This window comes from Streptomyces sp. HUAS TT11 (assembly GCF_051553595.1).
In the GTDB taxonomy this organism is placed as follows: domain Bacteria; phylum Actinomycetota; class Actinomycetes; order Streptomycetales; family Streptomycetaceae; genus Streptomyces.
Genome location: NZ_CP196184.1, coordinates 8,611,980 through 8,633,157 on the forward strand (window position 1 = coordinate 8,611,980; position 21,178 = coordinate 8,633,157).

Sequence of the window (21,178 nt, forward strand, 5' to 3'; positions counted from 1 at the left end):
TTGTCCCGAAGCCCAGGTTGTCGACGGATCGAGGCGCACCGCGACTTCCGGGATGCGGCCGCCGAGCCGTGTGCTCTGCCCGAGCCGATCGGTCAAAGCCTCGAGGCACGGGCGGAACACCGCCCGTGCCCACGGTGCCGGAGGTGATCCACACCCGCGACGTCCTGGCCCGCGCGTCGACGGGCGGACCGCACGCGTCAGGTGCGCATGCACCGCAGTGCGAGGGCCGCGATGTCGTCGTCGAGCCTTCCGTCGCTGTAGCGGAGCAGATCCCGATGAAGCCGGTCGAGCAACTCGCGGGGCGGAGACGACCGCTGCTGCCGCAGCCAGTCAGGCAGGGGGAAGAAGTCGCCGTCGCGGTTGCGGGTCTCCGTCACGCCGTCGGTGTAGAGCAGCAGTTGATCGCCCGGCGCGAAGGCCACGGTGTCGACGTAGTAGCGGTTCCCGACCAGCGGGCCCAGATTCAGGGGCGGTGAGACGCTGGTGGGCTCGGCGAAGCGGATCTCTCCGCGGTGCACCAGAAGGGGCGGAGGATGGCCGCAGTTCAGGATTCTGACGCAGTCGCTGCCGTAGGGGATCTCGGCGATGAGCGCGGTGGCGAAGTGCTCCGGCAGGTGCTGGGTGGGGAACGCCGCGCTGTGACGGGCGATACAGGTCTCGAGACGGTGGATGATGCCCTTCAAGTCGGGCTGGTCGTACGCGTTCTCACGGAAGCAGTTGATCAACGCCGAGGCGGCCCCCACCGCGGACAGCCCCTTGCCACGCACGTCTCCGATGAGCAGCCGGATCCCGTACGGCGTCTCGGCCGCCTCGTAGAAGTCGCCTCCGATCCGGGCCTGTTCCTGGGCCGCCAGATACAGCGACTCGATCGCGACGTCCCGGATGCGGCGCGGCAGCGGTCGCAGCAGGACCTGCTGGGCCGTGTCGGCGACGAGCCGGACCTGGACGAGTGTCTCCTCCCGCTGCAACCGCAGATGGCTCGCATAGGCGGCCGCCAAGGTGACCGCGACGATCGCCGCAGCCGTGTAGGGCGTCCCGAGATCGGAATAGAGAAAGCTGAGCCCGATCATGACCAGCAGACAGAAGACTCCCAGAAGAACCGTCGCGAACACGGACCACATCGAGGCGGCGAGCGCGGGCGCCGCGGGCAGCAGGCGGCTGATGGCGATCTCCCTGGGCGTGGAGAACGCGAGGCTCGCGATGAGGATGGTGACGATCACCGGGGACAGCAGCGCGGATCCCCGCCGTCTCGCTCGCTGCGGACGACGACGCGGGAGCCTTCCTGTCCTGATCACAAAGGGCACCATATCCGGACGAACCAGGCATGGGTGGCGATGTCCGGCGCGGTCGCGGGCTGCCGCGGAGTGGCGGCAGCCCGCGACCGGTCAGGTGGCGGAGTGCGCCGAGGCGCCGGGCTGTGTGTAGGCCTGCCACGGGGTGAGGGGTCCGTGGTGGCCTTCCCCGCAGACGACGACGGCCTCCAGCGGTTCACCGCAGTCGCGGTGACGGACCTCCAGCGGTGGTCCTTCCGGGTCCGCGGTGTAGTGGTCGCCCCACTGCTTCAGCGCGATCATGACGGGCCACAGGTCCCAGCCCTTGCGGGTGAGCCGGTACTCGTGGCGCGTACGCCGACCGGGCTCCCGGTAGGGGACGGTCTCCAGGATCCCGGCACCGACCAGCGTGCGCAGCCGGTCGGCGAGCACGGCCTCGGAGAGTCCCACATGCCGGCGGAAGTCGTCGAAGCGGCGCACACCGTTCATGGCGTCGCGCAGCACCAGGAGGGACCACTTCTCGCCGATCAGGTCGAGGGTGCGCTGCACCGTGCAGTTCTCGGTGCTGGTCTCGAGCCACGTCATGGGGCCATCGTAGGCTGACTTCGACATTGACATCCAGGGGTGTGCATAGCTAGCTTCGAACAGGGAAGGCAGCTGACGAGGAGACATACATGAGCAGGTCACGCACGTTCGAGTGGGAGGACCCGAGGGTCTCCGCTGCCGCCGTCGGGCAGCAGAGCGGTCTCGACTTCCTCCGCAGCGTGATCAGTGGACGTCTGCCCGCACCTCCCATCGCCGCGACCCTCGGCTTCACCCTGGAGCAGGTGGAGTTGGGCAGTGCCGTCTTCGCGCTGGAACCGGGGGAGGAGCACTACAACCCCATCGGCAGCGTCCACGGCGGTGTCTACGCCACTCTGCTCGACTCGGCCGCCGGCTGTGCCGTGCAGTCCGTCCTCCCGGCCGGTATGGGCTACACCTCACTCGACCTGAACCTGAAGTTCCTGCGCCCCATCACCGTCGACACGGGCAAGGTCCGCGCCGTCGGCAGCGTCCTCAACCAGGGTCGGCGCACCGCTCTCGCCCAGGCCGAGCTCTTCGACTCCAACGACCGTCTGCTCGCCCACGCGACCAGCAGCTGCATGCTGTTCCCTGTGCCTGCCGCCTAGGCAGCTGTCCGCCGGATCATGGACGGGGCGTAGGCGGATCGTTGCTGCGGCAGTGGTCGTGTCGGAGTGGTGTGGCACCATGCCTGTGATGGTTGACCTCCTGGATGACGTGGGGTGGTCCGGGTTCTTCCATGCCATGGGGCCCGCCCACGACACGCCGCATCATCTGGCAGCGCTTCTCGGCGGCGATGACAGGGCTTTCGTCGCCGGGTACTCGCATCTGTGGTCGACAACGCTTCGTCCCGAAGGCAAGGTCTGGCCGGCGACGGCGCCCACCGCGCTTCGTGTTGTCGAACTCTTGAACCATCTGGTGTCGGCGTCGGACGATCCCTCACTGCCGGACGCAATGCTTGCCTACCTGTACGCGGTCGGCGTGGCCGCCGATGTCGGCGACCGGGCCGCGGAGACCCGCGTCCGGGTCGAGGACCGCGCTCAGGAGCTTCGGTCCTGGACCGACAACTACCTGTCGGTCGATGCCGACGGCCGGTACCGGATGTGGCAGGAGGGGACCGGCCTGGGTGAACTCGTCCTGGATCAGGCCACGCTCGCCTGTTTCGACCTGATGCCCACGCTCCTGCGGCAAACACTGTCGCACCTCGCCTCGGAGCGGGTCGGCCGCAGGACGTGTGCCGCTGCAGCAGTCGGGGCGCTGGCCCGCCACCCGTCTGCCTCTGCGCAACGTCCGGTGTTGCTGGAGCGGTTCGCGTCGATGGCCCGGGCTGCCGAATCCCCCTACGAACGGGCGACGCTGCTGGTCGCTATGGGCCACCTCGGCGGCGACACCCGTTCTTGGCTCACCCACCCGAATGCAGGTGTTCGGGGCTGCGCGGCTCTCGCGCCCGGCCTTGCCGGAGACGACACGGCCGAGCGGGTGCTGTCGGGACTGGCCCGGTCACCGCGCGCGTTCGGTCAGTCCTTCGGCGACATGGCTCCACCGCTGCAGTTCCAGTTCGAGCCCTATCAGGGCCTGCTCAGAAGGTGGTTGGTGAGTTGACGCCCCCCGCTGGGGTGCTGTCCGCGGCCTCGCCGCCGCCCGGTCGCAACGGCCCTCCGCAAAGCCCCACCTTTCGGTGAAGCCCGGGCGCAGTGCGTGAGTACGCGTACGCGTGTTCCGCCGCCCGCCGCCCGCCGCCCGCCGCACACGGATCCGGCGGCCCGGGCTGCCGTGAACCGACCCGGCGGAGCCCGAGAAGCGGTCGGCGGTTCTGACAACTTCCTGATGAGTGCCGCTCAGGGTGGTGATCGGCATCCTTCCGCCGGCGTGGCCGGGCGAGCGGGGACCCCGGGCCACGCGTGCCGGGGCCGCCCGTCCGGCGGCGCGCGGCATCCCGACGTATTCCGGAGTCCCACTCATGCGCCATACCCGTGCCGTCCCGGCCGTCGCCGCCCTGTCCGTCACGGCCCTGCTGCTCACGGGCTGCGGCGCCGACGGCCCCGAGGCGACCAAGGCGTTGCCCTCGGCTGGCGGCGCGTCCGGGCCGCCGGTGGCCCTCACACTGAACGCCTCGGACGGCCAGAAGCACGTGTCCGTCACCGGGGGCGGCCAGGTCCGGGTCACCGGCGGCAGCATCACCCGGGTCTCGCTGACCACCGCGGACGGAGACCCGGTGCCCGGTGTGCCCGCCGCGGACGGGAGGAGCTGGGCACCCAGATCCCCGCTTCGGCACGGCACCTCCTACCGGTTGACCGCCGCTGCCGCGGACGGCCACGGGCACACGGTGAGTCGGCGGATCGCGTTCACCACACTCGACGACAGCGACCGCTACCGTGCGACCCACGTTCCGGAGAACGGGTCCACCGTCGGTGTGGGCATGCCCGTCTCCTTCACCTTCGACCGGCCGGTGAGGGACAGGAAGGCGGTGGAGTCGGCCTTTCGCATCACCGCCGGCAGCGGCCAGACGGTCGTCGGGCACTGGTTCGGTGACCGGCGCCTGGACTTCCGGCCCGAGCAGTACTGGGAGGCCGGCTCGGACGTCACGGTCAAGATCGGGCTTGACGGGGTCGAGGCGGCGCCCGGGGTCTACGGGGAGCAGGAGCAGACCTTCCATTTCCACGTCGGCCGCCGGCAGGTCTCGACCGTGGACGCGAGCGCCCACACGATGCGCGTGGAGCGCGACGGGGCACTGCTGCGGACGATCCCGATCACGGCGGGCGCGCCCGGCAGGACCACATGGAACGGGCAGATGGTCATATCCGAGAAGCTGCGTACGACCCGCATGAACGGTGCCACGGTGGGCTTTGCCGGGGAGTACGACATCCCCGACGTCCCGCACGCGATGCGGCTGTCCTCCTCCGGCACCTTCGTACACGGCAACTACTGGGGTTCCGACTCGGTGTTCGGGCACGAGAACATCAGCCATGGCTGTGTGGGTCTCAACGACGTCAAGGGCGGCGGAGACCAGGGCCAGGACGCGGCCTGGTTCTACGACCACTCCCTGGTGGGTGATGTGGTCGTGGTCAAGAACTCGGACGACCGGACCATCAACCCGGACAACGGCCTCAACGGCTGGAACATGTCGTGGAGTCAGTGGCAGGCCGGTTCGGCGCTCTGACTGCGCCGTGGTCCGGGCGGTCCGGTCCGCCACCGGCTCGGTTTCGTCCGGGCGCACCGAACGGGCCGGTCGCCCCGCGGGCCCCGTTCGGCGAACGACGGCGTGAGGGTCGGACCGGCGGGTCGCCGGGAACCCCGTTGGCTGCGGAGCCTCGGCAGGGACCACGTCGCCCCGTTCGTCTCCCGGCCACACGCCGTCGTGGCCGGCAGTCGCATGGCAGACACCGAACCCGCGCCCTGACGTCACGGTCACCGTGCCGGCGTGAACGCCGACAAGCTGACAGAGGGGGGACAGGCCGAGCCCACGGCCGCCCGTCCATCCGGTGCGTGGTTTCTCGGCCCGTCGGAACCGGTCGACGACCTGGGACAGGTTCGCCGCGGGCTCGGTCCCGGTCAGGTGTATCGACCGGGGCGGGCCGCCCGGCAAGTCCCGGTTCCCCCCAGCGCCACGACCGCTGTCAGCCGCGGTCCCCGCTCACCTTGTAGCCGACGCCGAACACGGTGAGCAGGCGTACGGGCCGACGGGGGTCGGCCTCCAGCTTCTTGCGCAGGTTCATGATGTGCACGTCCACGGCGCGCTCCGTGGACTCGCGGTCGATGCCCCGGGTGTACTGCAGCAACTGGCGCCGCGAGAACACCCGTCCCGGTTCGGAGACCATCGCCAGGAGGATCTCGAACTCGTCCGGCGTGCACCGCACCGGCTCGCCGTCGCAGAGCACTTCGCGCCGTGCGGAATCGACGGTGATCCCGGCGGCACGCACCACCTGTTGCTCCCTGTGCTGCCGAGCGGTGCGCCGCAGCAGGGTACGGATACGCGCCGTGAGTTCGCGAGGACTGTACGGCTTGGTCATGTAGTCGTCCGCGCCGAGGTCGAGGCCGTGCAGGACGTCTTCCTCGGTGGAGCGCGCGGTGAGCATGAGGACCGGGATGTCGCCCTCCTGCCGCAGGACCCGGCACACGCCGAACCCGTCGATCACCGGCAGCATCAGGTCCAGGACCACGAGGTCGGGCCGATTGCGCCGGACCGCTTCCAGGGCGGCCCCGCCGTCGTGGACCACGGTCGCGGTGTGCCCCTCCCGCAGCAGCGAGCGGCGTATGAGTTCGGCCTGCTTTTCGTCGTCCTCGGCGACGAGTACATGTGCGTGCACGCTCGGGATCATAAGAAATGCGACGGGACCTGGTCGACAGCGGGGTTGACCCGGACCCCACCGTGCCGCCCCGGGCCGCCCTCGAGGCCGATGATCCGCGCGCCGCCACCGCGCCCGATCGGACGGGCGACGACGGCGATCGCGGGTGTCAGCCCTGGAGCGCGACCTCGCCGCGCAGCACGGAGTACAGGACCATGTCGCGCCAGGCACCACCGCGGAAGCAGGCCCCGCGCAGCACTCCCTCCCGCGTGAAGCCGGCCGACTCCAGCGCCTTCTGCTCCGCGACGTTGGCGATCTCTGTGCTCGCCTCGATCCGGTTCACCTGTGTGTGGGCGAACAGGTACTCGGCGAGCCGCCGTTGGGCGAGCTTGCCGAAGCCCTTGCCGCGCTCCGCGGCAAGGAGCGCGATGCCGATGTTCCAGCAGGACGATTCAGGGCCCTGGAGCACCTGCCGCCATTGCACCTCACCGACGAAACGGCCGTCGCGCGCGGCGACGGCCAGGCGCCCGCCCTGACGGGAGACGAAACCCTGCTCCGACCACTGCCGACGCAGCTGACCGGGGTTGCGGTATCCGAAGAAACCGAAGTCCCCTGCTTCCGAAGGGTCCTCGTAGAGGTGCTCCAGGAGACCGAGGTCGGGTTCGGCGATGGGGCGCAGGTGCACGGGCTCGGACATGGCGCCACAGTAGCCACCGCTTCGGCATGCCTGGACAGCGGGCACGTCGGCGCAGTGCCTCCGCCCCGGCGGCATGTGTGCGACACCCGGCGTCTGACACAGTCCTCCGGCCTCGGCACTTCACCCGGGAGGAAGCGCAAGAGCGTCATGCCCGGTTTGTCCGGGGCGTCGGCATCATGCTGCTCCGTGGGCGCGGCGGGCCCCTTCACGTCTTCTGCCTGTGTCGGCGTCCGCGACGGGTGTCCTGGCCCCGCTGATCACGGTGCCCTTCCTTCGCGCGGCGAGCCCCTTCGTTCCGCCGCCCGTGACGGCGTCCTCGGCGCGACGAAGTGCCGGGCGGCGGCCGCGGCATCCACGGTGGAGTGGTCCTTGTCGGCCGGCTGACCGTCACCGGCAGCGTCGTCGGCGCGGCGCCCCGTCATGTCGTGTGGGGTGCAGGTGTCGCGGCGGGCGCCCGTCTGTCCGCCCCGGCCGCGGCCCCCGGACAGGGGCCTGGTTCGGCCGCCTTCGTGACGGACCGACACCACGCCCTCGGGGCAGGGCGGGGTCCCCCGAACGGTGGCTCTGCGATCGTTACAAGACCCATTGCTCCAGTCGGGGGAGTCAGGACGGCGTGCTCATGAGGAGTGCCGTGCGATGCCAAGCCCTTTTCTGCTGATCAGAGAGCAGGTAGGGGCGAAGGTGAACCAATGGGGCACAACCCGCCGGTATCGATGCCCCATACAGCAGAGCGTTACGGATATGTCGGTGTTTTGTAACACGAACCCTGTTGTTGATCTAGCGTCGCGGCGACCGGCCACAGTTGCGGACCTCGGCACCGAGCCGGGAAATCGGATGGCACGCCGGTCCTGACAGGACGGGTGTGCATGAACGTGAGGGGACAGCGCATGTCTGTTTCTCGTACCACGGTCCGCCTGATCGCCACGTTCGTGGCATCGGGCGCCCTCGTCGCGGCGGCCGCCATGCCGGCCATGGCCGACGGCGGCGACCACGGCCGCGACCACGGTCGGAGCTACTCGCAGGCCCACCGTCCGGGCGGGCTGCTGGGCGGCCATGACTGGGACCGCAACCGTGGCCGGTACGGCCACCACTACAACCACGGGCGCTTCGGCAACTGGGGCCGGCACCACGGCTGGAACGGATGGCAGCGCTGGCACAACGACCGGAACCACCACCACTACCTCGGTCGCCGCTAGTCGGATTCGTCCGGAGCACCGTCCTGATCTGAGCAGGATCCCTGCGGTGTGGTGTCCGTCCATGCTGACGGCGGCGGCGTTGCCGTAGCGGGTGGCGACGCCGTACCACTGCCCCAGGTGCTCACGATGTGACGATGCCGCGACCGGGTGACCGTGTGATCGCTCGGGTAGGAGGCCGGGGCCCTCTCGGGGGTCCCGGCCGCTTGCCGTTGTGCGCGCACGGACGTGGAGTCCACGCGCCCGCGTCCCCGGCGGTACGGTCCCGCGCCGCGACGAGTGCCGGTGGCCGGGCGGAGCGGGCGGCAGCCTGGGGAGCGGTCCGTGCTGCGCCGATCGGTGGCTGCTGACGGCGGGTGGTCCTGCCGACCGCGGACCGGGGCATGGATGCTGCGGAGGTGTTTCCATGCTCGGCGGTGGCGTGCTCATGCGAGTCGATGAGAGCGGGCGGGTGATCGAGTGGAGTCCCCAGGCCCAAGCGATGTTCGGGTGGTCTGCGGAGGAGGCCGTGGGCCGGTCGGTCGCCTTCCTGGTCCACGAGACCGCTGCCGATGCGGTACGGCGTCGGGTCGGCTTCGACGGCATGGAGTCGCTGCTGGTGCGGCCGGTGCTGACGGGTTCGTCCGTGGACTGGGAGGTACGCGGAGCGGAACACGCGGTGTCGGACCAGGATCTGGCGATCCTGCAGGCGATGTTCGCGCAGTCGCCCGTCGGGCTGCATGTGCTGGACGACCGGATGCGCATCGTCCGGATGAACACGGCCACGCACGCGTTGCGCGGTGCACCGGACGGCGGTCTTGTCGGCCAGGTGTTCACCGAGGCCTATCGGCTTGCCGATCCGCAGGAGGAGGAGACGGTCGCCCGCCAGGTCCTGGAGAGCGGGGAACCGGCCCTGAACCGGCTGGTGCGGGGGATGCGGGGGTTCGGGGACGAGCGGCGGAGCATCTATTCGGTCTCCTACATCCGGTTGGAGAACGCGGGCGGGGAGGTCCTCGGGCTGGTCGCCTCGGCGGTCGACGTCACCGACCGCGAGCGGGCACGGCGGCGGCTGTCCGTGCTGGACGAGGTCCGCAAGAAGGTGGGGGAGCGGCTGGATGTGATCGCGGCCTGCCAGGATCTGGTGGACGCGGTGGTGCCCGCGTTCTGCGGGATCGCCGTGGTGGAGGTGATCGAGGACGTCGTCCGCGGCGAGGCGCCGCCGCTGGTTCCGGTCGACCGCGATGTGCCCCTGCGCCGTGCCGCGTTCCGGGGGCGGGTGACCGCGTACCCGGTGGGGGACGTGCGACATCTGCCGTACGGAACCCCCTTTTCACGGGTACTGGCCGATCTGCGCCCGCGGCTTCTGCCGATCGACGAGGACACCCTGTGGCTGGCGGCGGATCCGCCCAGGGCCGACGCCATCAGGCGCTCGGGCGTCCACTCCCTGATCGTCGCCCCGCTGGCTCTGCGGGGCGAGGCGCTGGGCGTGGTCAGCTTCTACCGCCATGACCTCGAGGACCCGTTCGAGGAGGAGGATCTCGCGCTCGCCGCCGATGTGTGCGCGCACGCGGCGCTGTGCATCGACAACGCCCGCCGGTTCGCCCGCGAGCGGACCATCGCCGCGACGGTGCAGCGCCGGCTCCTTCCCCAGGCTCCCACGGGGTCGTCCACGGTGGACTATTGCCATCTCCACCTGCCCGGACCCGAGGGCGGGGGCGCCTGGTTCGACGTGATCACCCTGGCCGGGGCGCGGACGGCGCTGATCGTCGGTGACGTCGCCGGTCAAGGGATGGCCGCGGCCACCACGATGGGGCAGCTGCGGACCGTCATCTACTCCCTGGCGGCCCTGGACCTGGAGCCGGACGAGCTGCTGGCCCGGCTGAACGACACGACCGTACGTCTGGCCGCGGAGCGCGCGGCGCTGCCCGCCGGTGACCCCCTGCATCGGGAGCCGCTCATCGCAGGATGCCTGATCGCGGTGTGCGACCCGGTGGATCTGACGATCACCGTCGTCCGGGCCGGGCTGCCGGAGCCCGTCGTCGTTTTCCCGGACGGGAGTTCGTCCACCCTCTGCGTACCCGCGGGCCCGTTGCTCGCCAGCACGGGCAACGCCCCGTTTCCCGCCACCACTGTCGATCTGCCTGCCGGAAGCATGGTGGCCATCAGCACGGCCGGACTGGCCGAGAAGGTCCTCGCCCCGTCGGCGCCGCTGCGATCGGTTCTGGACGACGGTGGGAACCGGCCACTGGGCGAGTTGTGCGACACCATCGTGTACGCGCTCGACGAGGGCGGATGGCCGAGCGAGAAACTGCTGCTGCTGGCCCGCACCAGAACGCTCCCCGAAGAACGGATCCTCACCTGCCGACTGCCGGACGGTCCCGAGGCCGCACCCTTTGCGCGCCGGACCGTACGCCGTCGGCTCGCCACCTGGAACGTCGAGGAGGAGACCGCTTTCACCACGGAACTGATCGTCAGCGAACTGGTCGGCAACGCGGTGCGCTACGGCAGTCCGCCGCTGACGCTGCGCCTGATCCTCGACGCGGTGCTGACCTGCGAGGTCAGCGACACCGCACCCAGCGGTCCGCATATGAGGCACGCCCGTACGGTCGACGAGACGGGACGGGGCCTGTTCATCGTCGCCACGCTCGCCACCCATTGGGGCACGCGATTCCAGGCGGAGGGGAAGACCGTCTGGGCGCAGCAGTCCACCGGAACGACATGAGCGGACGCAGAGCCGGCGGGGGAGATGTGCGCCGACTCACCTGCGGACGGATCCGTACGGGGCTGCGGGCCGCAAGGGAGCGGTGGCCTACTTGACGGGCGCGAACACACGCTGGGCCGCCACCGCGGCTCCGCCCCGGGCCCACTGCTCGAAGGGCAGCGGCCGGACCACGAGATCGCAGTCCGCCGCGGCACCGAACGCGTGATCGGCGAAGGTCTGCCGGATCTGATCGGCGAACAGATCGTAGGAGGCCACGCCCTCCCCGGAGATGACGATCCGTTCCGGACCGATGAGATTGGCGACCGAGGCGAGGGCCAGGCCCAGGGTGTGTCCGGCGTGGGTGAAGACCGCTCGGACGGCGGGATCGCCGGCGTGGGCGAGCCGTACCGCCTCGTCCATGGTCAGTTCGGGATCGCCGGTGGCCTGCCGAGCCTGCTCGGTGATCGCATGGGTGGAGGCGACGGCCTCGACGCACCCGGTGTTGCCGCAGGTGCAGGTGCGGTCGCTGGTGCCGACGGGAAGGTGTCCGATCTCGCCCGCCACACCGTGGGCCCCGGAGATCACCCGGCCGCCGACGGAGAGTCCCGCACCGATGCCCGCGCCCACGGTGACAAGGGCGAAGGACGACAGGCCCGCTCCCGCGCCGAACCATTGCTCGGCCACCGTCAGGGCCCGTACGTCGTTCTCGATGACCGTGGGCACGCCGGTTTCCGACTCGACGAGCTGGGCGAGTGGCACCCGGCGCCAGTCCAGGAAGGGCGAGTACTGCACGTGCCCGGTCCGCCCGTCCACGTCGCCCGCGATGGTGACGCCGATGCCGTGGAGCGCGTCGGCCTCGACGAGACCCGCGGCCGCGCGCAGTTCGTCGACGAGCCGGCCGATCGCGAGTACCACCGTGCCCACGTCCCGTGATCCGAGCGCTGCCCGCCGGGAGGCCAGCGGTTGTGCCGTCAGATCGGCGAGTACGCCGATGAGTTCGTCGCCGGTGACCTTGACCCCTACGAACCGGGCACGTGTCGCCCGTACGGCGATCAACGTCGCCGGACGTCCGGTGGTCCGCTCCACGCTGGGCCGGCCCGCTTCGGTGATCCAGCCGTCCGCGATCAGGGGAGTGGCCGCCTTGGTGACGGCACCCGGCGACAGCCCGGTGCGCCGGCCGACGTCGGCGCGACTGAGCGGGCCGTACTGGAGGAGGGTCTGGAAGACCAGAACGGCGGCGGGCGACTGGTCGGCGAGGCTCATGAAAGCGACTTTACATTTCCACAGGAAATTAATGCAAGGGCGGAAAGGGTGGATTCGCGCCTTCCTTGAAGTCGAACTTTGAGGGGATTTTTCCCGTATACCGAGTACTTGCGGGGCGTGGCGGCGGACATTCCGGCTCACGACTATGTTGACGATGGAAGGTAAGTCTGCCTACATTCGCGGCACTCCTCGTCGGGGCGGCCCAGGTACCCGGTGGGGAGCGTAGCCGCACACTCCTCGTCGATCACTCTGGACGGTGTCCCGGGACCAACCTCCTCGCACACCGGTTCACCAGGCCTCGATCCTGCTCGATTCCTCCAGGCGGAAGACCGCTCGCAGTCGCGCCGAGATGGAGTACATCCATGGCTCGTCCCGTTCGCCCCGTACGTCTTCGAACGCTCACCTGTGTCACCGCTCTCGCGGTGGCCCTCACTGTGCCCGCCACCACGCCCGAGTGGGTCTCCCAGGCCGCTGCCCCGGCCGGCTCCACCGCGGCAGTGGCCGCCGAGCCGTACATGGGTTACAGCACGTGGAGCCTCGAATCGACCAGCTTCCCCGGCTACGGCGGGGAGAACTGGCTCACCGAGTCCCATGTCCTGGCGCAGGCCGGAGTCCTGGCGTCAAAGCTCAAGTCCCACGGCTACAACCACGTGAACCTGGACGCCGGCTGGAACGTCGGCAACGGCACGAACGTCTCGGACGGCTACGCCCGGCCGACGGCGGACCCGAAGAAGTTCCCGCACGGCATGAAGTACATCGGAGACCAACTGCACAAGAAGGGCCTGAAGTTCGGCCTCTACCTCGCAGTGGGCCTCTACCAGGACTACTACAACAACGGCGACACGCCGATCTACGGTGCGCCCGGCTGCACCACCAAGGACATCGTCTATCCGGACCTGCGCAAGACCAGTGGCTGGGACGACGTCTCCTACCAGCTGAACTTCGCCAGCCCCTGCACCACCAAGTACATCCAGTCCGTCGCCGACGAATTCGCCGACTGGGGAGTGGACCTCCTCAAGATCGACGGAGTCGGGCCGGGCTCGAACCAGGGCGACGACGCACACGACAACGTCCCCGACATCAAGGCCTGGCACGCCGCCCTGCAAAAAACGGGCCGTCCGATCCAGTTCGTCCTGTCCTGGTCGCTCAGCCACGACCGAGCGAACGTATGGAAGGCCAACTCCAACGGCTGGCGGGTCGACACGGATGTCGAGTGCTACTGCGACACACTGGTCACCTGGAACAACTCCGTCAAGCAGCGCTGGAACGACGTCGTGCAGTGGATACCGGACGCCGGGCCCGGACACTGGAACAACCTCGACTCCCTCGACGTCGGTGCCGGCGCCATGGACGGCAACAACAACGTCGAGCGGCAGAGCTACATGACGCTGTGGGCCGTCGAATCCGCACCGCTGTACATCGGTGACGACCTCACCAGGCTCGACTCCCACGGACTGGAACTGCTCACCAACGACGAGGTCATCGCAGTCGACCAGGCAGGCAACCCCGCCAAGCCGATCAGCCAGGACACCCCGCAGCAGGTCTGGTACGCCCGCAACACCGACGGCAGTTGCGCCGTGGCCCTGTTCAACCTGGGCAGCGGCCGGTCCGACGTCACCGCGCACTGGAGCGACCTCGGCATCAGCGGCAAGGCGGCTGTGCGTGACCTGTGGAGCCACAAGGACCTCGGCTCCGTCCGTGGATCCTTCACCGACAGCCTTCCGCCGCACGGCTCACGTCTGCTGCGCATCACACCGGGCAGCACCGCAGGCCGCCCCGGTGTCCCGATCGCCGTGCACGCCACCGCATCCGGCGCCACCAGTGTCTCGCTGGCCTGGGACGCGGTGAACTCGGGCAGTGCCACCACGGGCTACGACGTCTACGCCAACGGGTCCAGGGCCGTCACCGCCACCGGCACCTCGGCCACGGTGAGCGGGCTCCGCCCGGGTACCGGATACTCCTTCACCGTCGTCGCCCACGACGCCAAGGGCCGGACCTCGGCGCCCGGCAAGACCGTGGCGATCACCACCCCGGCCGCCGGCGGACCGGTCCCGTACGAGGCCGAGGCCGCGACCAACACCCTCGGCGGCAACGCCTCCCTCGCGGAATGCGCCCGGTGCTCGGGCGGCAAGAAGGTCGGAAACCTCGGCTACAGCGGATCGGTGGCGATCAACAACGTCTCCGCGCCCGAGGACGGCACGTACCTGATGAAGATCGACTACACCGACGGCTCCTCGGGCCGCACGGTGGTCGTCACCACGGGCGGAACGTCCTTCCAGGTGCCGCTGCCCGGGAGCAACGACAACAACTGGGGCCGCCCGCGGTCCATCACCGTGCCCGTGCACCTGAAGGCGGGCGCCAACACCATCACCTTCGGCAACGCCGGCGACTACGCGTCCGACGCGGACCGGATCACTTTGTGATCACCCACCCCCCGGAACCAGCACCCCATGGCGCATCGCCGCGGAGCCGACCGGCACCGTCAGCGACGTCGACCTGCTGAAATATGAGGGACACGAGCAGGAAGCTGCTCACGAACAGCTGAACAACCGACAGCGACCGGCGTCCGAAAGCCGGTCACCGGTGTCCGGCCCGCCGTACACGGCCCCTGACCAGGTGCCTGCCGGCGGGCCGGCACAAAGGAAAGGAAAGGACTCTGCATGCCTGACACCACCGCGCGGATCCTCGCCCTGCGCGCGGCCGGCACCTCACTCGTCGTGGAGCTCGCCGAGCCGGTGCCCAGAGTCCTGCACTGGGGGGCCGACCTGGGCGACCTGCCGGAGTCCGCCCTGGCCGCACTCGCCCTCACCGGTGAACCCGCCGTGCTCAACAACTCCATCGACATCCCCCGCCGTTTCACGGTCTGGCCCACCGAGGCCGACGGATGGTCGGGCACCCCCGCCCACCAGGGCCATCTGGCCGGTGCCTCCACCGCACCCCGGCTGAGCCTGGCCGGGACCTCGTACCAGGCGCAGGACGAGGGCGGGGAACTGTCCCTGCGGCTCACCGAGCCCGGGGCCGGGCTGGACGTCACCGTCACCTATCGGCTGGAGCCCTCCGGGGTGCTGGCCGTGCAGAGCCGGATCACCCGGCACGAGGACGCCGACCCGGCGCCGTACGACCTGGCGCAGGTCGCGACCCTGCTGCCGCTGCCCCGCAGGGCCCAGGAGATCCTCGACTTCACCGGCAAATGGAGCCGGGAGCGTTCCCCGCAGCGCCGACCGCTGGGCTTCGGCACCTACGCGCGGCAGGTGCGGCGCGGCAAGCCCGGACTGGACTCGCCGTATCTCGTGACGGTGGGAGTGCCCGGCTTCGGGTTCGCGGCGGGTGAGGTGTGGGGCGTGCACATCGCCTGGAGCGGCGACCAGCAGTACCTGGTCGAGCAACTCCCGGAGGGCGCCGGCGCCCACGCGGCGGTGCTCGGCGGCGGCGAACTGCTGCGGGCGGGAGAGATCCGTCTCGCCCCGGGGGAGTCCTACACCACCCCGGTGTGCCACTTCGCCTGGTCCGGCCAAGGGCTCGACGGACTCGCCGAACGCTTCCACACCCTGCTGCGGGACCGGCTCAACCACCCGCGCAGCCCGCGCCCGGTGATCCTCAACAGCTGGGAGGCGGTGTACTTCGACCACGACCTGGACCGGCTGCTGCGACTGGCGGACAAGGCCGCCGAGGTCGGTGTCGAGCGGTTCGTCCTGGACGACGGCTGGTTCCGCGGACGCCGTTCCGACAACGCCGGTCTGGGCGACTGGACGGTCGATCCGGTCGTGTGGCCCGAAGGACTCACGCCGCTGGTGGACCATGTGCGCTCGCTCGGCATGGAGTTCGGCCTCTGGGTCGAGCCGGAGATGGTGAATCTCGACTCCGATCTGGCCCGGGAGCACCCCGACTGGGTGCTGGGTTCGTCCCGCGGAGCGGGCCCGTCCTCACGGAACCAGTACGTCCTGGACCTGGCCAACCCCCAGGCGTGGGACTACCTCCTGGAGGCGCTGAACGCCGTGGTGGACAAGTACGGCATCGGCTACCTGAAATGGGACCACAACCGCGAACTGCACGAAGCCGTCCACGGTCCCGGGGACCGTCCGGTCGCCCACGCCCAGGTGCTCGCGCTGTACCGGCTCATCGACGCCCTCAAGGAGCGCCACCCCGGCCTGGAGATCGAGAGCTGCGCGAGCGGCGGTGGGCGCGTGGACCTCGGCATCCTGGCCAGGACCGACCGGGTGTGGGCGTCGGACTGCATCGACCCGGTCGAGCGTCAGAGCATCCAGCGGTGGACCGCGCAGCTGCTGCCGCCCGAGCTGATCGGGGCCCATGTCGGCTCCGCCACCAGCCACACCACCGACCGGGTCACCTCCGACACCTTCCGGTTGATCACGGCCCTGTTCGGGCACGCCGGAATCGAGCAGGACCTCACCCGCTGCACCCCGGAGGAGCTCGCCCGGCTCACCGCCTGGACGGCTCTCCACCGTGAACTGCGCCCGCTTCTGCACGGCGGCCGTACCGTCCGCGCGGACCTCGGCGGCGATGCGACCCTGCTGCACGGCGTCGTGTCGCAGGACCGGACGTCCGCGGTCTACTGCTGGGCGCGGGTGGCCACATCACCCGAGGGCCAGTACGGACGGGTACCCCTGCCCGGGCTGGCCGCCGAGGCGACCTACCAGGTCCGGGTCCGAACCGAACTGGGCCTGCCGTCGCTCCACCAGACCTCGGGCCCGGGCTGGCTGGCCCCGGCGCTGGACGGTTGGCTGACACTGCCGGGGGCCGTCCTCACGATCGCCGGACTGCCCATGCCGAACCTCAACCCGGAACAGGCGCTGCTGCTCGAGGTGCGCCGGACCGAGCGGGCGTCCGGCGCCTGATGTCCCCGGACGGGACCGGTCCGATGCGGTGGCCGGAGCGTGACCTGCGCAACGGGTCCGCCCCGGCCACCGCTCGGTTCTTTCCTGGCTGTGAGGGGACTGCCTACGGACGAGCACGGGGCCCCCGGCCATGCCCTGGCTCCCCGCCCGGCGTCGGCCGCCCCGAGGCCGGGTCAGGGCCGCACGCGGGCCGGCCGGGAGAGGGTAGGGCGCGAAGCTGCCGGTGCGAGCGTCGTAGGACGGCCTCGCCTCGGGGATCCGCACGTCGACGCTGCAGGGGCGGGCCCGGCGGCCGTCACCGCGGACGAGATCTACGGAGCGCCAGTCCGCCGGCCGATCGGGTCGCCGTTCTCTCAGTGGGAGCACAGCCTGTCGCGGTGGGCGGGAACGCCTCGACGCCGTGAGGTACGGCCACGGACCGGCACCCGGTCGGGGGCGCGGGGAGCGTCGGCCGAGCCACGGCCGGGTGAATCAGGAACTACCGGGGGCGCAAGCCTGGAACGGGCACTCGCCACCGGACGGTCCACGAGCAGAGCGCTCGGGCCGGCTGTGCGGCTGCGTTCGCCGCCCCGGGGCCGTCGAAGGGGCCGACATGCCGCCGGGCGGGACCGCTGTCGGCGGCCCGCCCGGCGGATGTGCGCATCGTGCGACGTCAGCGCAGGCCGAAGGCCCGAGTGATCGTCTGCGAGACGCTGTTGCCGTCACTGTCCCGGGCCGTGACCCGGAGGCTGACGAAGCCGGCGGACCCCGGTGCGCGCAGCGCCGTCCGCCATCCGTCGCCCTGGCCGCTGAGCGCGGCCCGCTGCCAGGTCGCGCCGTCGTCGTACGAGACGTCGAGCGTGGGCCTTGCGATCGAGGCCTTTGTGCCGGGCAGGTGGGACGCGGTCACCGACAGCCGGGCGTGCCGATCGGCCCGGCCCGCCTTGTCGGTGTCCACCCCGTAGTCGAGCTGGATGAGAGGCAGGGACACCGCCGACTCGCTGCCGGTGACCGCGGAGGTGAAGTCCCACTCGGTCAGCGTGTGCGTCGAGTACGGGTTGGCCCAGGCGCCACGGTCGTTGTCGACCACGAGCCGGTAGGACAGGCGTTCCGCTCCGAGCCCGGGGACCTGCAGCCACTCGGCGTTGCCCCAGTCGAGTTGCTGGTCACCCTGGTAGAGGGACATCCAGTCCTTGACGTCGAAGTTCGCGTCGGCCTCGCCGACATGGCCGGATCCCGAGTCGCCCCAGCCGGGCGCGGTGATGTACATCGTGTCGAGGTAGCGCACCGGTTGGTAGCCGATCGGACCCATGCGGGGCCGCTGGATCGGGCCGAACCAGCTGACCTCGGCGGTCTTCCGGGCCGGGTAGTGCAGGACGTCGATCGCGTGCTGCCCCGTCTCGCCCTGGATGAACGCGTCGTCCAGCCAGGTCGCGCCGGAGGTGACCCAGTCGGTCCGCTCGCCCTGGGCGGGCGTGGTGAGCTGGTTGCCGACGGCCCAGCCCCGCCAGACGTCGGGACGGAACTCCATCGCCTTGCCCTGACGGTAGTTGCGGAAGGAGACGTCCACCCGTCCCAGGTCCTTCGGCTCCTCCCGCCAGGTCGGGTCCGCCGGGACCGCACCGGTCCAGTGGTGCACCACGTCGTAGACATAGTCGGTCGTGGGGTGGGAGGTGACCTTGAGCGTGACCGCGCCGTGCCGGAGCGAACCGATCAGTTCCGCGCCCTGGTCGGCGTCGAGGGTCGCCACCGTCAGCGGAGCCGGGCTCTCCGGGCTCCAGGGAGTCTCGTCCCAGGGCTCCAGCCGGCCGGTGCCGCCGTTGACCACCACGAGCATCTGCGCGCCCGCGGCCGCGGCGGCGTCCGCCTGTGCCTTGATCCCGGCCGTGTCCTCTCCCTGGACCACCACGGCCTTGCCGCGCACGTTCTGCCGCGCGAGTTCTCCGGCCGTGCCGTCGCCGGCGTAGACCGCGGTGAGCGTCCGGGTGCCGGCGGGCAGCGGCCTGGCGCCACGCTTGACCAGCGGGTCGGCAAAGGTCTGCGACTTCGTGCCCAGGGTCAGCGCCGGCTGCTCCAGACGGAAGCGAGCGCCGAACTCGAACTCGCCTGTGGTGACCTTCTTTCCGGTCGGAAGGGCCCAGATGCTGTCGTAGGACGGATCGGGCAGCATGGACGACTCGACCAGGCTGTCGGTGAACGACCGGTGGACGTCCAGGCGCGGTGCGACAGCGGTGGTCTGCTGCGGCACGCGTGCCAGGATCCGCCGCGTCTTGCGGCCGTCCAGGCTCACGGTACGGTCCTGGTCCAACTGCACGTCGTTGAAGGCGAGCAGGGCCATGCCCCGCGAGTGCGGTCCGTCTGCGCCCTGCACATCGGCGGTGAGCCAGCCGCTGTAGTTCCCGACGGGCAGTCGTGCCGTGCCGGTTCCGGACGCGTCGAGGTCCAGCACCGTGAAGAGGTGCTCGGCGCTGAGGACGACCCGGCCGCCCAGCGGATGGCCCGACCGGTCCTTCGCGACGACGGTCAGATTCTGACGCCGGCCCTCCCGGGCCGCGCCGATCAGCGTACGGGCCCTGACCGCACCGGAGTCGTCGGTGCCGGTGATCATGGCGCTGACCGTCTGGTCTCCGGCCAGCTGGTCCAGCTCCGCGGTCAAAGTGACCGAGGCGGTGCCGTGCGCGGGGACGGTGACGCGGTTCGCGGAGAGAGTGAACAACCCCGTCGGCACAGTGCCGTCGACCGCCAGGTCGAGACCGACCGGGGCGTCGCCGACGTTGGTGTACGTCACCTTCTGGACATCGGTCTCACCCGGTTTCGGGGGCCAGGTATGGAAGCCGGAGTAGGCGGTCGTGGTGGCGAAGACCGTGGTGTGCACCGCGGCCCGCGCGTCGAGCCGGCCGGCGCCCGCCTCGTAGGGGGTGTACGACGGAGTCGCCTTGGCGCTGCTGACCAGTGCCTCCTTGAGCTGCGCGCCCGTCCAGTCGGGGTGTTCCGAGGCGAGCAGCGCGGCGGCGCCGGCGACGTGCGGCGTGGCCATCGAGGTGCCGCTCATCGTGGTGTAGTAACCGGAGCCACGACGGTAGTGCGAGCGTGCCGCGAGGATGTCGACACCGGGTGCGGTGATCTCGGGCTTCAGCCCGGCGTCGCCGTCCCGCGGACCCTGGCTGGAGAAGTCGGCGAGCTGGTCGGCCGAGTCGACGGCGCCCACGGTCAGGGCGGCGTCCGCGGCACCGGGGCTGCCGATGGAGCGCGGGCCGCCGTTGCCCGCCGCGATGACGAACAGCGCGCCCGTGTCGTTGCTCAGATCGTCGACGGCCTGGCTCATCGGGTCGGTGTGGTCACCGCCGCCGCCCAGGCTCATGCTGATGATTCTGGCGTGCTGGTCCCGGGCGGCCCACTCCATGCCCGCGATGATCCACGACTCCTGGCCGCTGCCCTCGGAGTTGAGCACCTTGCCCACGGCCAGCCGGGCTCCGAAGGCGACACCTCGCTCCTGCCCGCCGGAGGCGCTGCCCGTGCCCGCGACGGTCGAGGCGACATGGGTGCCGTGACCGTTGTAGTCGGCGATGTCGTCCTCGCCCGGGACGAAGCTGGCACTGCTGTCCACCTGCCCGGCCAGGTCCGGGTGTTCGGTGTCCGCGCCGCTGTCGAGCACGGCGACCTTCACGCCCTGACCGGTGTTTCCCTCCGCCCAGACCTGCTGCGCGCCGATCTGGGCCGTGGAGTCGGCCAGGTCGGCGGTCACCTTGCCGTCGAGCCAGACCTTGGCGACACCGCCCGCGAAGGCCGGCTTCGCCGACCGTGCCGTAGCCGCGGAACCTCCGGTCAGCGAGGCCCAGAACTGTGGTGCCTGCTTGCGGTTCTGGGCGAGGGCCGCACCCTGGATGCTGTCCAGGCGGCGGACGACGGTCGAACCGGCCACCTTGGGCTGGGTGCGGGACCTCGCGGCGGCGTCCGTGTAGTTGACGATCAGCGGCAGCCGGGAGCTGTGCGCGTCGTCATAGCCGTCGGCGATCAACCGGGTCACGTTGAAGAGCTGCTTGTCCAGCTTCCCGGCGCTGACGTACGGCAGGACCTCGTCGGGGTACACGTACGTCGAGCCGTCGATGACCGTGCGGTGGAAGCCGGACGTGGCGCCGTCCGGGCTCTCGAAGGACCGGACGACGCTGCCGTCGGCCGCGGTGCCGATCGTCACCTTGTCACCGGTGATCAGGGTGACGCTGTGTGTGTCACCGCGGCCCGCGGGCCGATGCACCGCGTCGACGGCCGAAGCCGCACGGCCCGCGTCACTGTGTGCCGCGGCGCCGGCCGGTATGGCCGATGCCGCCAGCGCGGTGACGACGGCAAGCGCGAGCGGCCCTGGTCGGAGTCTGGGAACGATAGGCAAGGAGC

The 21,178-nt window shown here is 70.6% G+C and carries 13 protein-coding genes; 7 read left to right on the forward strand and 6 right to left on the reverse strand.

Translation table 11 applies throughout. The annotated features are described in order from the left end of the window. Window positions 1–197: 197 nt before the first annotated feature. Both ACSHXN_RS38770 and ACSHXN_RS38775 read right to left on the reverse strand, forming a co-directional pair. Entirely contained in the window at window positions 198–1,220 is a 1,023-nt protein-coding gene (locus ACSHXN_RS38770) for a PP2C family protein-serine/threonine phosphatase (RefSeq protein ID WP_355131405.1), read from the reverse strand. A 165-nt stretch (window positions 1,221–1,385) separates the two neighbouring features. Next, window positions 1,386–1,856, reverse strand: a complete 471-nt coding sequence (locus ACSHXN_RS38775; RefSeq protein ID WP_355131403.1) for a winged helix-turn-helix transcriptional regulator — start codon at window positions 1,854–1,856, stop codon at window positions 1,386–1,388. An 89-nt stretch (window positions 1,857–1,945) separates the two neighbouring features. On the opposite strand from ACSHXN_RS38775, the gene ACSHXN_RS38780 reads away from it, so the two are divergent. The 3 genes from ACSHXN_RS38780 (at window position 1,946) to ACSHXN_RS38790 (ending at window position 4,992) form a co-directional block, all read left to right on the forward strand. After that, on the forward strand, window positions 1,946–2,440 hold the full coding sequence (locus tag ACSHXN_RS38780) for a PaaI family thioesterase (RefSeq protein WP_059129888.1): 495 nt from the start codon (window positions 1,946–1,948) through the stop codon (window positions 2,438–2,440). 52 nt (window positions 2,441–2,492) lie between these two features. After that, a complete protein-coding gene (locus tag ACSHXN_RS38785) occupies window positions 2,493–3,434 on the forward strand; it encodes a hypothetical protein (RefSeq protein WP_438305641.1) in 942 nt (313 codons plus the stop codon). A 358-nt stretch (window positions 3,435–3,792) separates the two neighbouring features. Then, complete coding sequence (locus tag ACSHXN_RS38790; protein ID WP_438305643.1) at window positions 3,793–4,992, forward strand: L,D-transpeptidase; 1,200 nt, start codon at window positions 3,793–3,795, stop codon at window positions 4,990–4,992. A 457-nt stretch (window positions 4,993–5,449) separates the two neighbouring features. Here the strand turns inward: ACSHXN_RS38790 and ACSHXN_RS38795 are convergent, their stop codons facing one another. Continuing rightward, window positions 5,450–6,139 carry a response regulator transcription factor gene (locus tag ACSHXN_RS38795; RefSeq protein WP_438305646.1) on the reverse strand — a complete coding sequence of 230 codons (690 nt, stop codon included), beginning with the start codon at window positions 6,137–6,139 and terminating at the stop codon, window positions 5,450–5,452. A gap of 148 nt (window positions 6,140–6,287) precedes the next feature. Beyond that, window positions 6,288–6,815 carry a GNAT family N-acetyltransferase gene (locus ACSHXN_RS38800; protein WP_356109812.1) on the reverse strand — a complete coding sequence of 176 codons (528 nt, stop codon included), beginning with the start codon at window positions 6,813–6,815 and terminating at the stop codon, window positions 6,288–6,290. Window positions 6,816–7,702: 887 nt separating this feature from the next. Here ACSHXN_RS38800 and ACSHXN_RS38805 point away from each other — a divergent pair. Continuing rightward, window positions 7,703–8,011 carry a hypothetical protein gene (locus ACSHXN_RS38805; protein WP_438305650.1) on the forward strand — a complete coding sequence of 103 codons (309 nt, stop codon included), beginning with the start codon at window positions 7,703–7,705 and terminating at the stop codon, window positions 8,009–8,011. Window positions 8,012–8,435: 424 nt separating this feature from the next. After that, a complete protein-coding gene (locus ACSHXN_RS38810; RefSeq protein WP_355131391.1) occupies window positions 8,436–10,709 on the forward strand; it encodes a SpoIIE family protein phosphatase in 2,274 nt (757 codons plus the stop codon). A gap of 87 nt (window positions 10,710–10,796) precedes the next feature. Here the strand turns inward: ACSHXN_RS38810 and ACSHXN_RS38815 are convergent, their stop codons facing one another. Then, window positions 10,797–11,951 carry an ROK family protein gene (locus ACSHXN_RS38815; RefSeq protein ID WP_383353411.1) on the reverse strand — a complete coding sequence of 385 codons (1,155 nt, stop codon included), beginning with the start codon at window positions 11,949–11,951 and terminating at the stop codon, window positions 10,797–10,799. 362 nt (window positions 11,952–12,313) lie between these two features. Here ACSHXN_RS38815 and ACSHXN_RS38820 point away from each other — a divergent pair, with 362 nt between their 5' ends. Beyond that, on the forward strand, window positions 12,314–14,374 hold the full coding sequence (locus ACSHXN_RS38820; RefSeq protein ID WP_438305653.1) for a fibronectin type III domain-containing protein: 2,061 nt from the start codon (window positions 12,314–12,316) through the stop codon (window positions 14,372–14,374). 237 nt (window positions 14,375–14,611) lie between these two features. Beyond that, window positions 14,612–16,807: an alpha-galactosidase gene (locus ACSHXN_RS38825; protein ID WP_438305655.1), complete on the forward strand. Its 2,196-nt coding sequence runs from the start codon at window positions 14,612–14,614 to the stop codon at window positions 16,805–16,807. 652 nt (window positions 16,808–17,459) lie between these two features. On the opposite strand, the gene ACSHXN_RS38830 is transcribed toward ACSHXN_RS38825, so the two are convergent. Then, the gene (locus ACSHXN_RS38830) at window positions 17,460–21,173 is read right to left on the reverse strand and encodes a S8 family peptidase (protein WP_438305657.1); all 3,714 of its coding nucleotides are present in this window, start codon (window positions 21,171–21,173) and stop codon (window positions 17,460–17,462) included. Window positions 21,174–21,178 lie beyond the last annotated feature (5 nt).

Excerpts from the sequence above, each read along its gene's own strand:
- ACSHXN_RS38810 (WP_355131391.1), top strand. The coding sequence starts at position 8,436 with ATGCGAGTCGATGAGAGCGGGCGGGTGATCGAGTGGAGTCCCCAGGCC.
- ACSHXN_RS38820 (WP_438305653.1), top strand. The coding sequence starts at position 12,314 with ATGGCTCGTCCCGTTCGCCCCGTACGTCTTCGAACGCTCACCTGTGTC.
- ACSHXN_RS38805 (WP_438305650.1), top strand. The coding sequence starts at position 7,703 with ATGTCTGTTTCTCGTACCACGGTCCGCCTGATCGCCACGTTCGTGGCA.
- ACSHXN_RS38780 (WP_059129888.1), top strand. The coding sequence starts at position 1,946 with ATGAGCAGGTCACGCACGTTCGAGTGGGAGGACCCGAGGGTCTCCGCT.
- ACSHXN_RS38790 (WP_438305643.1), top strand. The coding sequence starts at position 3,793 with ATGCGCCATACCCGTGCCGTCCCGGCCGTCGCCGCCCTGTCCGTCACG.
- ACSHXN_RS38800 (WP_356109812.1), bottom strand. The coding sequence starts at position 6,815 with ATGTCCGAGCCCGTGCACCTGCGCCCCATCGCCGAACCCGACCTCGGT.
- ACSHXN_RS38825 (WP_438305655.1), top strand. The coding sequence starts at position 14,612 with ATGCCTGACACCACCGCGCGGATCCTCGCCCTGCGCGCGGCCGGCACC.
- ACSHXN_RS38815 (WP_383353411.1), bottom strand. The coding sequence starts at position 11,951 with ATGAGCCTCGCCGACCAGTCGCCCGCCGCCGTTCTGGTCTTCCAGACC.
- ACSHXN_RS38775 (WP_355131403.1), bottom strand. The coding sequence starts at position 1,856 with ATGACGTGGCTCGAGACCAGCACCGAGAACTGCACGGTGCAGCGCACC.